Origin of the sequence: Shewanella holmiensis (genome assembly GCF_025370255.1) — a bacterium.
Classification (GTDB): domain Bacteria; phylum Pseudomonadota; class Gammaproteobacteria; order Enterobacterales; family Shewanellaceae; genus Shewanella; species Shewanella holmiensis.
The window spans coordinates 1-14,282 of record NZ_JAMTCD010000022.1; the positions used below are offsets into that span (position 1 = coordinate 1).

Sequence of the window (14,282 nt, forward strand, 5' to 3'; positions counted from 1 at the left end):
GATCATTTCGACAATCCATTACCAGATGACGACATGGAACATCATAAAAATCATGATTTCGATTTGATTAATGAACCTATCATTGAACATGACAGCCAATCGAATGATGATCTGCTGCATTCAGCATTAAACTCGATGCATAATCAAACTTAGCACTTTAAAAATACTTAAAAAAAATGCCTTGTCAATTTGATAAGGCATTTTTACATCAGCATTTATAAACGGTTAATTAAAAAACTGCTCTGCTGGTAAAGGCTTAGAATAAACATACCCTTGAATAAGGTATACGCCTTGCTGTGCAAGATAATCAACCTGACTTTGATGCTCTACACCTTCAGCAATCGTTGTTAACCCAGATTTTTCTGAAAATGAAATAATTGCATCAATAGTTTTAGCGTTAAATGTGTCTATTTGACCAATGGTATCGACAAACATTTTATCAATTTTCAAGGTGCTCATACCCAGTTTCTGGACATAACTAAAACCTCCATAGCCTGTACCTGCATCATCTAATTTAAGGTCGACACCCATTGCATAAAACTTATCTAACATGACACGTGCTTTTTCTAAGTCTTTAATGGGCATTCTCTCGGTAATTTCAAGCGACAAGCGATGATGACCAAATACCTTATCATCAATATAGCTTTTAACTAATGTTAATAGCTCATCAGATTCTAAATGCTCAGGCACAATGTTTACGCTAAAAAACATCGCGGGTTTGTGTTGACCTAAAAGCTGTATATCGTTAACTAAATGAACCAATAAGCTTTTGGTCATTGGAATAATTAACCCATTAGCTTCAGCGTAGGGGATAAATTGATTAGGAGGCATTAAGGAGCCATCTGCGCGTTGCCAGCGCATTAACACTTCACAGCCTACAACTTCTTTAGATCTTGAATCAACAATTGGCTGATAATAAGGAATAAACTCTTCTTTTTTAACGCCAATAAGTATTTGTCGATATGCAGAAATGGAATGCTGTTGCCAACGAAAATACAAATAGGTCACCCAGCCTGCAAAGGCTGACGCTATCAAAATAATAACAAACCAGGATATAGTACTGTATTGCTTATAAAAATCGTAACTACCTGATAGCTCGAACTTTGCATTAAAATAAGGGGAAGACAAGGTTACCTCTTCAGACACAAAATTGACCCCATCGTACTCATCGAACCCAAATGTCAAAAACGGATCTGAGTCGAAAGACATTTTGTATTCAAGGCAATTATCACAATCAACAGGAACAAAGTAACTTGGCTCTAATGGTATAATACTGGCGGTGTAAAACATGTCATTCACATGTTTTACTAACACTAACTCATGGTGAGTACTGTTAGAAAGCTCGACTACTCCTAAACTGTAATTTTGGCTAACTCGATGCGTTTTTACACTTGCTATCTCTCTAATTATTTCATTTGACTCGCAGTAAATAACATTGTTTTTAGTAACACCTAACCAACGAATAAAGTTTGCTTCAAACACGGTGCGCTTAAGTTGTGAAGCCAAATTGTCATTACAGTCGAAAGTAGCCAGTGAAATGTCGGGTAACTCATCTAATTTTTTAGCACTGTCTTGAAGAAGTCGCTGAAATTTATCGGTAAGTATTTGAGCATCACGCACTATCACTTGCTTTGCTATAAAATGATCGAGCCCCTTTAACCCCGCTAGTGAAATTGAAAATACCAATATAAACACAACGTAATATATTATTCGTCCCATGAATGACCACCTTAATTATTGCTTAAACTTAATATACCGAGTTTCTAAGCTTTAAGGTAGTTTACTTTTGTCACACCAATTTAAATAACTAAGTCATTCACTTGCCAATCATTTATTTGCTGGGTAATAGGATCAATAAACTGTAATCGCTTCGCCAGCAGCTGTAACGGTTGCTGATAATTATCATCCCCTTTAGGTTGTAATTCTGGGTAAAAACGGTCATACAAAATTGGCATCCCTAAACTCTGCATGTGTACTCTTAATTGATGGGTTTTACCTGTTACAGGTTCAAGTTCAAACAAACCTAAACCACGGTTAATTTGTAGCAATGTAATTTCGGAGTGGCTATTACTTACCCCATCAGCAATCTGCATGGTAAAACTTGGCACGCCTCGTTCTAAGCGATTTTTAACCGTCCAAGTTTGCGGTAATGCCGGTGTCGGCAACGAGTCATTTAGCTTAGCGACCGCTTGATAGGTTTTGCGGATTGTTCCATCAAGAAAAAGTTGGTGGTAAGCATGGCGAGTGTCAGGATTGACCGTCATTAACATCACGCCCGCGGTATCTTTATCTAGTCGATGGGCGGGCGCTATGGTGTCAATTCCAGTTCGAATACGCAACCGATGCACTAAACACTCATTAACGTAATCTCCGCCAGGGGTCACTGGCAAAAAGTGCGGTTTATACACAATGATCTTATGTTCGTCCTGATACAAAATATCTTCGGTAAATGGCACTTTTTTCTCAACATTCACCTCGCGAAAATAATACACTCGCTGGGTTTCTTCGTAGGGAGTTTGTACGGTAATCAATTGACCATTTTGCCAATGCACCTTGCCCTGTTTAATCCGTTCTAACCATACATCCGCAGGGATTTGTTCAAATTTAGCTATCAGAAAATCTAAAACAGTCAGGTAGTGTGGACTAGATGGAGTAATACGCGGCAATACCACGTAAGAGGGTTGTGCAGCTATAGCGCCTAATGGTGATGAGGCGTCGACAAAATTTGATGACATAAGAGCAAAATAACAGACTAAAGATAAGCTTATATTATCAGGTTATACATCAACATGGGACTTTAGTAATTGCAGAACAAAATCCATGGTTTTATGGCAATTAGGCTGCTCAACCAAACGTAATTTATCTCGATTATACATAGGCAATACCTCCAGCCATCGCTGACTGACCCAGGTTGCGTCTTCTAGATGCACATGTGAATAAAGGTCATATAAATCGGGATTAACTTGATAAAACTGCTCCAGTGCTGCGCTGATAATTTCAAATTCACCAGCGATGGGCTCATGAAGCCAATTAGCACAAGGTAGGGTTCGCGCAATCCATACACCATTACGCTGTTTAGCTGCAGACAACACCTTTAAACGTTGTTTACCCTCAAGCACAATACTTAACGAGTTATCTTCTAATTGATGAAAATCGATAATTTCGCATTCGGTGACACTGCGATAACAGGGCAAGTTACTGTTAGATTTTAACGCCGCCATTGCCAGGCCATATTCGCCTTTCAACACCGACGCGACTAAGGATAGCTCACTGGCGAGAGCGACTCGAAACTCAAGCCGCCCATTTGGCAATAGCACGGCATCTTGAATAAATAACGCCATTTCACGTGATTGCATAACCGCCTCCTACACCTTAGGTGAAGTCGTATCAATAGCTAACGTCACAGAAAACGTTAACAATGATAAGTGTAGTCAACGACTAAAAAACCAACAAATTTATTCCATTAATTAATGCTAATGCGCGACAAAATGCCTGAAACCTCATTAGTGATACCAGCACATTTAGATCAACTAAACTGGCTCAAACATCTAACGCTACCATGATTCTATATGGTCCATAATCGAACCTTTGGCCACAATATTCGCTAGTTCATCGGCCAACTGACCACTTTGCTGAGCAACAGTTTGCCAATAATGAATACGAGCCTCAGTGTCCAACTTTTTAAAGTCTTCACGGTCAGGAATTTTGCCAAAGGGTAATGAAGCAATAAAATCACGCGATGGCGCCAATATCAGCGCATTATGGTAATTTTGCTTCGCTTTACGCCACACCAATGATTTATCAAACCAACCAGGGGTCATATGCGGATAGAAATGCGGATATAAGGTTAAGCCACTTTCTTTGGGTAGCGGTAAATCAAAATGATAATCGGTAATACCACCGTCGTAATATTTACCTTTAGGTAAACCATCAATGTCTTTAACTGGATCTAATAACAACGGGATAGACCCTGTTGCCATCATAGCTTGCCGAATATTTTCGTTGGTTAACATCATTTGTTTGGTGGGTAAATCTTTCAGGCGCCCAAATGGCGAGGCAGCATCTTTATGGCTCAACATGATGCGTTCAAAATGCCATGCAATACTCTTACGATTAACACTATTACTGGCAGCAGCAAGCGCTAAACCAATCGCTAAACCGACTTTTGATTTACTTTGATTAACATGGCGAGCACGACAAGCAATAATGTGTTGGCGAAATAACGGGTTAGCAATAATGTCTGCCCCAGCTTGCTCACCTAAAATACCATCGACCACAGCTTGCACCTGACTCGTCACTTGCTCTCTGGTTGGTACATTGTCATAGCGTTGGTTGATATAAAAATGTTCGAATCGGCCATAGGCCGCTAGTGGGTCTTGCTGGCCTAAACACGCTAATCGCCAGGCACCAGATGATGCACCCAGCATATATAATGGATCTTGACGTTCTTTAAAAAACTCGCCAAAAATATATTTATCTAATCCTGCAATACCTATCCACTTAGGTCCACCAGAGGCAGCTAATAGCTGAGTAAACATGCTTTGCTGAAGACCTTGCGTTTCTATCTGCTTAAAAGCTGTTTCACCTGCTATAAGTCGTAATGCTGACAAATGTCGATCCTCTCATTTTTGATATATTTAAACAGTGGTATTATTGCCATAAACAGCCCCATTAATGCTCGCTCACTTAACGGAACTCTTATGATTGTCGATACTCTAGCAAATCGTCACCTATATACTCAACTGCATCCACGTTTGGCGGTAGCATTAACACATTTATCTGAAACAGATTTTACCAGTAAGCCGGTTGGCAACTATGAATTAGAGGGTAAAAACCTGTTCGTGATTGTAAATGATTATGAAACTAAACCGCGTGAAATTGAGCCGTTTGAAGTTCACCAACAATACATAGATGTGCAATATGTTGTCAGTGGTGAAGAAGAATTTGGTTATTTGCCTTTAGCAGACCAAATTCCGTCAAAACCTTATTATGACAAACACGATTACGCTGAGTTTGATTTCGAATCAAACAAAGATGACGCAGCCTTTATACCATTAAAGTCTGGTATGTTTGCGATTTTCTTTCCTGGTGACATGCACATGCCAGGAACCAGTGCATCACCACAAAAAGTGCGCAAGGTCGTTATAAAAGTGCGTATTTAGGTTTTTTCATGGACAGCGACTTTATCTGTGAAGTCGCTGTTATGATGTATTTCTGCTGTGCGGGTATTGTTATTCAATCTTCATCCCTCCTAAAACACACTCCTTTGTTTCGCCATTAAATAGCCCCAGCCTGTTGGTGAATTGCGCACATTATTTGAAACACATTTTAGGCTTGTAACCCAATAACAAACTGCTAATATACTCAAACGAAATTACATATAACAAAAAGAAATATTAATTTCATTTCTTAACAAAAAAGTATAGAGCTGACATAAATGAATAATAACAATAATTTAAGCCAAATATATCTCGATGCTAACGCCACAACCCCTGTATTACCTCAGGCTGCAAATGCCGCAATGTCTGCCATGGAGCACCTTTTTGGTAATCCGAGCTCAAGCCATATCACAGGTTTGCGCGCCAAAAATCTAATGGAACAAACCCGTGCTAAAGCCAAGCAAATTATTGGTTCGGCTAATGGCAAAATTATCTTTACCAGTGGTGCGACAGAAGGGATTCAAACCGCTATTTTGTCGGCATTGGTCAGTGCTCGAACTCGCTTAGTATCAAGCGCGCAGCTGGGCGAAGATTTTTATTTGCTATACGGCGCGACTGAGCATAAAGCCGTGCCAGAATCACTGAAACACTGGAATGCTATTTTAGGTATTAATGCAAAAATCATCGCGATTCCAGTGGATCGCCAGGGCAATTTAGATCACGCCTTTATTAGCACATACGCCCCTAAATCATTAATGATATGCACAATGGCTGTGAATAATGAAACCGGTGTTTATCAGGATATCAGTCGCTTAGAGCACACGATTCGTCACGCTAACCCTGACATTTTTTGGATGGTGGATTGCGTGCAGGCTCTGGGTAAAATTTCCTTAAATCTAGCCCAAACTAGCATAGATTACGCACCGTTTAGCGGCCATAAACTGTATGCACCTAAAGGGATTGGCTTTGTCTATATCCGTGAAAATGCCCCTTTTACACCTGTTATTGCTGGAGGGGGTCAAGAAAGTGGCCTGCGTTCAGGCACTGAAAACTTACCGGGTATGGCAGCGATTAACGTTATTTTTGAACAGCTGATTGCTGAAGAATCTTGCTTTGCCGACCATCAAACTTTGCATACATTTCGCCAGCAACTCACTGACACCCTCAAGCAAGCCTTCCCGCAAATCGTGTTTAACCACAGTTTCGACAACAGTGTCCCAACCACATTAAACTTCGCCATTAAAGGCTTCAGCAGCAAAGAAATCATGGATTTATTTGATGCCGCAAACATACGGGTAAGCTCAGGTTCGGCTTGTTCATCTAAAGTGACTCGCAGTTTTGTGCTTGATGCTATGGGGTTACCAGCTTGGCAAAGTGAATCGGCAATTAGATTATCATTTGGTCCTGCCATGACCCAGGATGAAGTGAACCAAGCTTGCGATCGCATTTCTAGTGCAGCCAATGCGTTAACCCAAAGCTGTATGGTTTTAGACAGTGCTAACATGAATGACAAGACACCTTTAAATGGCTTAGTACAATTACGCTCTGGTGCAAGTTGTACTTGGATTTATGTCGATGCTCCCTCTAAACAGGCTTTTATTATCGACCCGCTACCTGAACTTACAGAGCGATTAGATACTCTACTGCAATGCCAACAACTCACTCTAGTAGCGCTCATTGATACCCATGGCCATGCTGATCATATTTCTGGTCGTGAGTTGTTAACGCTAAAGCGAGGCATTACGGGCCACACTGACGCCTTAGGCTGGCCACAAACCTCGCTAACCTTCACAGAAAATAACCAGCAGTTTGAATACATTACCGTAGCAGACAAATGGCTGGTTAAAGTGCCGACACCAGGGCATACCGCCGACAGTATCAGTCTGCTACTATGTCACCCTATTACAGGCTCACAAACCTTAGCCAATAACACTTTGTTTGCATTTTGTGGCGACACGATTTTAATGGGCACCTTAGGCAGAACCAATTTTGAAAGTAGTTCGGCTAAAGCCATGTATGCCAGTATCGAGTTATTAAGTGCCGTGCTTGCGCCACAAAGCCTGATTTGTCCCAGTCATGATTATCAACATGAATTTGCCACCCATCTTACAGCAGAATGTTTACGTAACACGCTATTGCAGCAGGTTATTCAAGGCACTATCAGCGTAGATGAATTTGTGAGTCACAAAGCGAAAATAGACAGCCAATTAAATGATCAAATTGGCACGGAGATCCTCTGCGGCGCGCTGCCTGCTGGCAGTTGTCATAAAGTCACCCCAATCACTGAGTATTCTGCGGCCAGCTTAGATGTTGCTTTGAATACCTCAAAAGTAAAGTTAATTGATATACGTGAGCCCCACGAATACGCCTTACAACATTCATTAGACTCATGCGAAAACGTGCCATTAACTCGCTTAGTGCAGTTTATGCAGCAACATCAGCATGACAAGCGTAGCGAATGGGTGTTGGTGTGTCGTAGCGGCAGTCGCTCATTGGTAGCAGCACAAGCTATGCACCGCCTTGGATTTACCAATGTTGCCCACCTTAAAGGCGGTTATGCCCTTGCCAATGCGAGTTAGAGAAAACGTCCACTTGCGTTAAGCAAGATTGCTTAAAAGTAAAAAAGCCCTAAAGAGGGCTTTTTTACTGGGCGCAAAATAGATGCCGTTGGCATTACACGCCAATTTCACCGCCATCATTTTTACGGATCATCACTGTCGCCGCACGTGGACGAATTTGCATCCCTGCGGGAGTGGCTTCAGTTGCAGTTGCTGAATATGGCCAGTTTCCTGGATGCTGAATATTCACAAATGCCGTTTTATAATCAGGCGTAATGGCAAAACCCGTCACTTCACAGTCATTCGGTCCAACAAAGAAACGCTTCAACTGTGCTTGGGTTTCTGAACTTATCACCTGTTGTTTACCATTAGTATCTACCAGAGTAGATGGCACTACCGCCAGCATTTGATCGTTAGTGTAAGACGTCACTTCATCAGCACCATTATCGGTTTGCACCCATAAAATACCGCGCGCATCGAATGCTAAGCCATCGGGACTTGCGAACTGATTTAAATCATCTAAACCCGATAAGTTAGTGTCTGCGTCGCCCGCAGCTGGCGCGCCAAATACAAAGATATCCCAGCTAAATTCTGTTGCGCTATCGCCTTCATCCCAACGAATAACATGACCAAAACTGTTATTTAAACGAGGGTTAGCAGGGTTAGTGCTGTCCTTACGTTTGGTGTTATTAGTTAAGGTTAAATATACACTGCCTGTGAATGGGTCGACCGCCGCCCACTCAGGACGATCCATGGGTGTTGCGCCCACTAAATCGGCCGCGCCAGCGGTATTTAAAATAATTGCGGCCTGTGAATCAAAAGTACTGGCTAAAGTGCTGCCTTCTGTTGTGATTGCATCTAGGGTTAATGGTAACCATTCGCCGACGCCATCTTCGTTAAACTTGGCGACATAAAGTGTGCCCGCATTCATGTACTTATCACCCATAGCAATGCGATTACTACTATTGGCATCTGCAGGGTCCCATACCGCGTCAGATACAAACTTATACAGGTATTCAAAACGCGAATCATGGCCAGAATAAAACGTAATAGGTTGGCCTTCGGCTAACTTACCAAAGGTACATCCTTCGTGGCGGAAACGACCTAGCGCAGTACGTTTAACGGCACGAGAATTTGGATTATATGGATCAATTTCAACAATATAACCATGGCCGTTGGCTTCATTACGATAATCTTGTCCCGCATTAGCCCCTACAGGCGTAATGTCAAAACGGGCAAACTCATCTAAGCGCTCATCGTCATCACCGGCTAAATGCTCCCAACCGTAACGTGTCCCTTTAGTCGCAATACCAATACGTGATTGATCTGCTGCTAATGTGCCTTTATTAACAAAGTAACCTGGCCAGTTTTCTTCGCAAGTTAAATACGTCCCCCAAGGCGTGCTGCCATTACCACAATTATTTAACGTACCACGGGCTTGGCTGCCGTCTGGTGAATAGCGGGTTTCTAAATAGCTGGTGTACGCCAGAGGTCCTGCAACATCCATCACACTAGCGCCGGTAAAGCGACGATTATGTGCATCGTTTGCTACCACTTCCCACATACCGTTAGTTAATTTTATGCGCACTACAGACACACCATGAGCATTGATTTCTTTACGGATTTCATCAATTACCGTGCGATTTCCATTGGTATCAAATGTGGGGCCGGTTGGATGCAGGGCATCTTCATCAATATACTCATGGTTAATACACAATAAGCCATCGTCGCCAGCATCATTTAATGGGAAAAAATGCATGCCGTCATGGTGCATACCCACTGAGTTAGCTTGATCTTCACCTGTGTTACTGCCGTCTGATTTCCACTCTGATGCTTTTGAATTCAGTGGCGTTCCCCATGGCGCTAATACATAAGCTGAATATCCCGCTGGCACAGCGACTGCATCGATTTTTGAGCCCGCAATTGAGTCAAAACCTAACACGGCAGAACTTGTTGTGGGCGCTGTAGGTGTTGTCGGAGTAGTTGGCGTGGTTGGCGTCGTGGTCACTGAATTATCGTCAGAACCACAAGCGGTTAATCCAACACCCGCAAATGCCGTCATCGCGCTGATCCCTAGGCCTCTTTTCACAAAGTTACGACGAGATAAGTGTTTTTCCATCACTTGCTCAAAAGGCGTGTTATTGCTTTGGTTAAAACGGCGGGGATCAAAAGTCGCTTTGCTCATAATATGTCCTTTAAATGTCTCTAAGTTGTCATCGGCAACGAATAAACTTGCTTTTATAAGATTAGTTTCCGGACACAAGATAAGCACTGAGTGTGACAATTCAGCGTAAATTAGATGACATAAAAATGGCAGTTTAAAGACAAACGAGATGGGTAATTAATTTAAATAACGCCGAGTTTTCTTTATTCACCAAAACGCAGGGTATTGAGGCAAGGGCATATTCTATTCGCAATGCCTGAAAAAGGCTTCGTAGTCCAAAATAAACGGCGTTAGTGGGATCGCTTTAATATTTGTCCCCCCTGACAGCAGCACGATTAATGAACATTGCCCACCAATAAATCTATCCATAGGTCCGGTTGTGCAATCATAAACTCGTATACCTGTTTGTTGAATAAAGTGATGCGAATAGCCTCGGTCGTGAGCGGAATAGCGCCTCCGCCTTTGCCTAAACATTTACCCACAGAAGCAATTTCTGAGCACTTAAATTTGTAAGGCCCTAGGCCGAACATTTGGTTAAACGGCTCAAAAATCACTTCAGTTTCAGTAAGCTGAAGCTTACCATCAGCTCTTGCTACGCCGTTCTGCACAGTAGCAATAGATGATTTGATCTGATTAATTGACATAATACTTCCTTATACCATGTATTCATTTAGCCCTAACGCTTCTTTGATTGTGCGAGTGCTTTTTGCCTTGCCTGTTGTTTCAATGAGCCTTTCTTAGTTTTACGGGTTACAGGGGCGATTTGGGTTAAATCAGGCTCAAACCCTGGGTACCATTGCTGCGGTAGCCGTTTATCTAAATAAGCCTCTAATTTGACCAGCAAAGGCTCATCATCAACGCTCAACAATGTTATTGCATGCCCAGTTTGCCCTGCACGGCCTGTACGACCAATACGATGAACATAATCTTCCAGCTTAAAGGGGAGCTCCATATTCACAACAACATTGAGCTGACTGATATCAATACCACGGGCCGCTACATCGGTGGCCACCAGCGCAGTAAGTTGCTCAGCCTTAAAGTCAGTAAGCACTTGATCACGTACTGATTGCGATAAATCAGCGTGGAATGCAGCCACTTTTACGCCGCGTTGGCTCATCTGCTTTACAAGTAAATCAGCGTCCTGTTTAGTGCGGCTAAAAATAAGTACTTGCTGCCATTGTTCAGCCTGAATAAGTCGGCACAATAGATCGCATTTTCGTTTAGCATCTACATTATAAACCCGCTCGGTTACCGTCACCGCAGTTTGATTACGCGCATGGGCTTCAATCACTTTGGCCTGGGTCAGTAAACGCTTACTGAACGAAAAAACTCGATCGTCTAATGTGGCTGAAAATAGCAAGGTTTGTCGCTGTTTAGGTAAACGTTTTAATACCTCAATAATTTCATCACGAAAGCCCATATCTAGCATGCGGTCAGCTTCATCAATGACAAAATAATCAACCGCTGACAAACTCGTCGCACGTTGGCGTAGTAAATCTAATAATCGCCCAGGAGTCGCCACAATAATATCAACGCCTGCGGTTAATTGCGCTTTTTGGGCTTGGGTACTCACGCCGCCGTATAGCAGCGCTGCGCTGATGGCACTATCGCCTATAAGTAGGCTTAAATTTTGATGTACCTGCTGAGCCAGCTCGCGGGTTGGGGTTAAAATTAATCCGCTAACCCGTTTGTCTGAAGCGGTGTCGTTCGTCTGCTGATGGTGGTGTTGGCTTAGCGCTTGCTGGCTTAGCAATTGATGTAAAATGGGTAAACAAAACGCCGCTGTTTTGCCCGTACCCGTTTGCGCGCCCGCCATCACATCTTTACCTGACAAAATAACCGGGATCGCCTGCGCTTGTATGTCGGTAGGTTGTATAAAGTTAAGTGTACTTAAACGAGATAATAGTTGCGGATGTAATGCTAACGCGCCAAAAGCCATGTTTGTTTCTCCCAGAGTGAACAAAGGATCTTAGCACAAGCTTGATAAATGCAAGATGGAAAAACGCTAATCTAAACCACTAAATATCGTAGATTTCATCACTGTTCCTACCCCATAAAGGCTTAGGCTTGCTGATATAAATCTAAGCTGGCTGGTAAATCTTTACGCTGCTCATCGGTAAGTGGCACTTTGACGAAACCATAGCGTTTAATCAGCGCCAAAGACCCAGCATTATGCGATGCAACATAGGCAAAAAGTGGAGCTTGGGGCAACAAAGGTAAAAACTGTTTTAATGCTTGAGAGGCGATACCCTGCCCCCAATAGTCTTGGTCAATCCAGTAACCGATTAAGCGACCTGCAATGGCTTTATCATCCGCAGGTTTATGCCAACTTAAAATACTACCAATAAGGGTGTTGTTCAGCCAAATCCCCATGGCAATATTACCTGCTACACCAAGCACATTTTGTTGCCAATGCTGAAAAAAAGCAGCACGTTCTCTTGGGGGGAAGTCTGCCATTTTATTCGCTATAGGATCATGCTCAAACTCAAACAACTTTGTTAAGTCAGCCTCAGTTATTGGCAACAGTTCAATTGGGTTAGTTGTCATTGGCAGGGCGTTTAGAAAAAGGTTCTGATGCAGATTTAAGCGATACCGTTGGCGTTATGGTTGAACTAATAATCTCATGCCACACTTGAGGTGATGCTAAAATGAAGCGAAATTTCTGACTATCAAAAGTGATCACCTGAATAGAATCAGCCTCTATCGGAATAAGCCCAGCCCCTCGGCTCCAACACATTGCCACTGACTTAATACTATCTAAATCAATCATATAAGGACCGTATTTTAAGTCTGGGTCAAAAGATTCAAAATGCAGCTGTTCATCTTCAATCCACAAGGTGCCCTCTGCACGAAATGCCCCTTTTTGTATGGTGGCCTGAGTTGAATCAGTCACATCATTTGATAAGCCCATTACGAACATATTTGTCTCCATTTGTGATCTAGAACATTAGTATAACGGCTCGCTTAGGCATCTCAAGCTTTGTTGTATTTATTTAGTTCATTGAAAATATTTAATTTTTAACCCACTGCTTCTACACTGTTTATAAATGCTAACCAACTGATTAATAAAATATGGCATTATGTTTCCACCGTCAGCGAATAACTCTAGCAACCATGAATAAAGCCACCTTATATTATGTATATGACCCAATGTGCAGTTGGTGTTGGGGTTACCACATCACATGGACAAGGCTACAAAAGCAGTTAGCAGCCAAAATGCCAGATGTAAAAGTTCAATATGTGTTGGGCGGGCTAGCCCCTGATAGTGATCTGCCTATGCCACATGAAATGCAGCAATTTTTGCAGCAAACCTGGCACAAAATCCACCAGCAATTAGGCACGGTATTTAACCATGACTTTTGGACATGCTGCTACCCCAGACGCTCGACATACCCAAGTTGTCGCGCAGCCATTATCGCTCGCCAATCTGAGCAAGAAGCACAAATGATCTATGCCATTCAGCAGGCGTATTATTTACAGGCTAAAAACCCATCAAATATTGACGTGTTAATCGATATCGCCGTTAGTTTAGGTATCGACAAGCAGCATTTTGTTCAGCAAATAAGCAGTGATGAATTGAATCAACAATTAATGGCAGAACTCACCTTTGCAAGGCAATTACCCATTCAAGGTTTTCCGTCATTAGTATTGCAATATCAGCAGCAGTTTTACCCTATAAAGCTTGATTATCAAGATGCAGACCCAAGTATAAATCACATCCAGCACCTTATTGAAAGCTAGCACCCAATCATCAATCACCTACAGTAGGCAAACTATGAAATTATTACAGCTCGCCACTTATCTGTTGTTATCACTTCTCATGATAAGCACCCACACTATGGCCAACATCGACCAGATAGATACCCGTAAATTGCAACAGATTAAAGCAGTTAAATTTAATGATAATCAGGTTATTACCGCTGGGCTACCGACAATAGAAGAGTTTGGCTTATTACAACAAGCTGGGGTAAAAACCGTGATCAACTTAATCCCCAATAACAACCCTAATGCCCTTAAAAATGAGCAGCAAATTGTTACCGACCTTGGCATGCAATACCACAATATCAGTGTTGATTGGCAACAACCGACACTTGAAAACGTTGAGCAATTTTTTGCCTTAATGCGGGCCAATAATAATCAACCTGTGCTGGTACACTGCGCGGCAAACTATCGCGCGTCGGCATTTTATTACCTGTATTTAGCCACTCAGCAACATCAAGCTGTCGATATGCATCAGGCTTTATCGCCTTGGGGCAACTTATCAAACAGCTTTAAAGAATACCCACAATGGCAAGCATTAATAGAAACGGTAAAACAAAAATATCAGTAGAGGATGAGCTAGCTAGGCACTTTACCGCCCTTTTTAAAGACATAAGATTAACCAAATAAAGCATCGACATT

General features: G+C 42.2%; 13 protein-coding genes. 4 read left to right on the top strand and 9 right to left on the bottom strand.

The annotated features are described in order from the left end of the window. Nucleotides 1–225: 225 nt before the first annotated feature. From NE535_RS14805 to NE535_RS14820, 4 genes are all read right to left on the bottom strand, one after another. A complete protein-coding gene (locus tag NE535_RS14805; RefSeq protein WP_261299387.1) occupies nt 226–1,719 on the bottom strand; it encodes an EAL domain-containing protein in 1,494 nt (497 codons plus the stop codon). A gap of 80 nt (nt 1,720–1,799) precedes the next feature. Then, nucleotides 1,800–2,735, bottom strand: a complete 936-nt coding sequence (locus tag NE535_RS14810) for a pseudouridine synthase (protein ID WP_261299388.1) — start codon at nt 2,733–2,735, stop codon at nt 1,800–1,802. Between the two features lie 42 nt (nt 2,736–2,777). Next, nucleotides 2,778–3,356: an LON peptidase substrate-binding domain-containing protein gene (locus tag NE535_RS14815; RefSeq protein WP_261299389.1), complete on the bottom strand. Its 579-nt coding sequence runs from the start codon at nt 3,354–3,356 to the stop codon at nt 2,778–2,780. A 198-nt stretch (nt 3,357–3,554) separates the two neighbouring features. Beyond that, nucleotides 3,555–4,610, bottom strand: a complete 1,056-nt coding sequence (locus NE535_RS14820) for a patatin-like phospholipase family protein (protein ID WP_261299390.1) — start codon at nt 4,608–4,610, stop codon at nt 3,555–3,557. 90 nt (nt 4,611–4,700) lie between these two features. On the opposite strand from NE535_RS14820, the gene NE535_RS14825 reads away from it, so the two are divergent. Then, on the top strand, nt 4,701–5,162 hold the full coding sequence (locus NE535_RS14825) for a NanQ anomerase/TabA/YiaL family protein (RefSeq protein ID WP_261299391.1): 462 nt from the start codon (nt 4,701–4,703) through the stop codon (nt 5,160–5,162). A 275-nt stretch (nt 5,163–5,437) separates the two neighbouring features. Next, the gene (locus NE535_RS14830) at nt 5,438–7,738 is read left to right on the top strand and encodes an aminotransferase class V-fold PLP-dependent enzyme (RefSeq protein WP_261299392.1); all 2,301 of its coding nucleotides are present in this window, start codon (nt 5,438–5,440) and stop codon (nt 7,736–7,738) included. Between the two features lie 94 nt (nt 7,739–7,832). Here NE535_RS14830 and NE535_RS14835 read toward each other — a convergent pair whose 3' ends face one another. From NE535_RS14835 to NE535_RS14855, 5 genes are all read right to left on the bottom strand, one after another. After that, nucleotides 7,833–9,902, bottom strand: coding sequence for a PhoX family protein (locus NE535_RS14835; RefSeq protein WP_261299393.1), 2,070 nt, complete (start codon nt 9,900–9,902; stop codon nt 7,833–7,835). 314 nt (nt 9,903–10,216) lie between these two features. Continuing rightward, nucleotides 10,217–10,525 (bottom strand): hypothetical protein, encoded by a 309-nt coding sequence (locus NE535_RS14840; protein WP_261299394.1) that lies wholly within the window; start codon nt 10,523–10,525, stop codon nt 10,217–10,219. Nucleotides 10,526–10,557: 32 nt separating this feature from the next. Then, complete coding sequence (locus tag NE535_RS14845) at nt 10,558–11,820, bottom strand: DEAD/DEAH box helicase (RefSeq protein ID WP_261299395.1); 1,263 nt, start codon at nt 11,818–11,820, stop codon at nt 10,558–10,560. A gap of 122 nt (nt 11,821–11,942) precedes the next feature. Then, entirely contained in the window at nt 11,943–12,428 is a 486-nt protein-coding gene (locus tag NE535_RS14850) for a GNAT family N-acetyltransferase (RefSeq protein WP_261299396.1), read from the bottom strand. Further along, entirely contained in the window at nt 12,418–12,801 is a 384-nt protein-coding gene (locus NE535_RS14855; protein ID WP_261299397.1) for a hypothetical protein, read from the bottom strand. Before NE535_RS14855 ends, NE535_RS14850 begins: the two co-directional genes overlap by 11 nt. A 194-nt stretch (nt 12,802–12,995) precedes the next feature. On the opposite strand from NE535_RS14855, the gene NE535_RS14860 reads away from it, so the two are divergent. Together NE535_RS14860 and NE535_RS14865 are read left to right on the top strand one after the other, a co-directional pair. After that, nucleotides 12,996–13,622, top strand: a complete 627-nt coding sequence (locus tag NE535_RS14860) for a DsbA family protein (protein WP_261299433.1) — start codon at nt 12,996–12,998, stop codon at nt 13,620–13,622. Nucleotides 13,623–13,656: 34 nt separating this feature from the next. Beyond that, complete coding sequence (locus NE535_RS14865) at nt 13,657–14,211, top strand: protein tyrosine phosphatase family protein (RefSeq protein WP_261299398.1); 555 nt, start codon at nt 13,657–13,659, stop codon at nt 14,209–14,211. Nucleotides 14,212–14,282 lie beyond the last annotated feature (71 nt).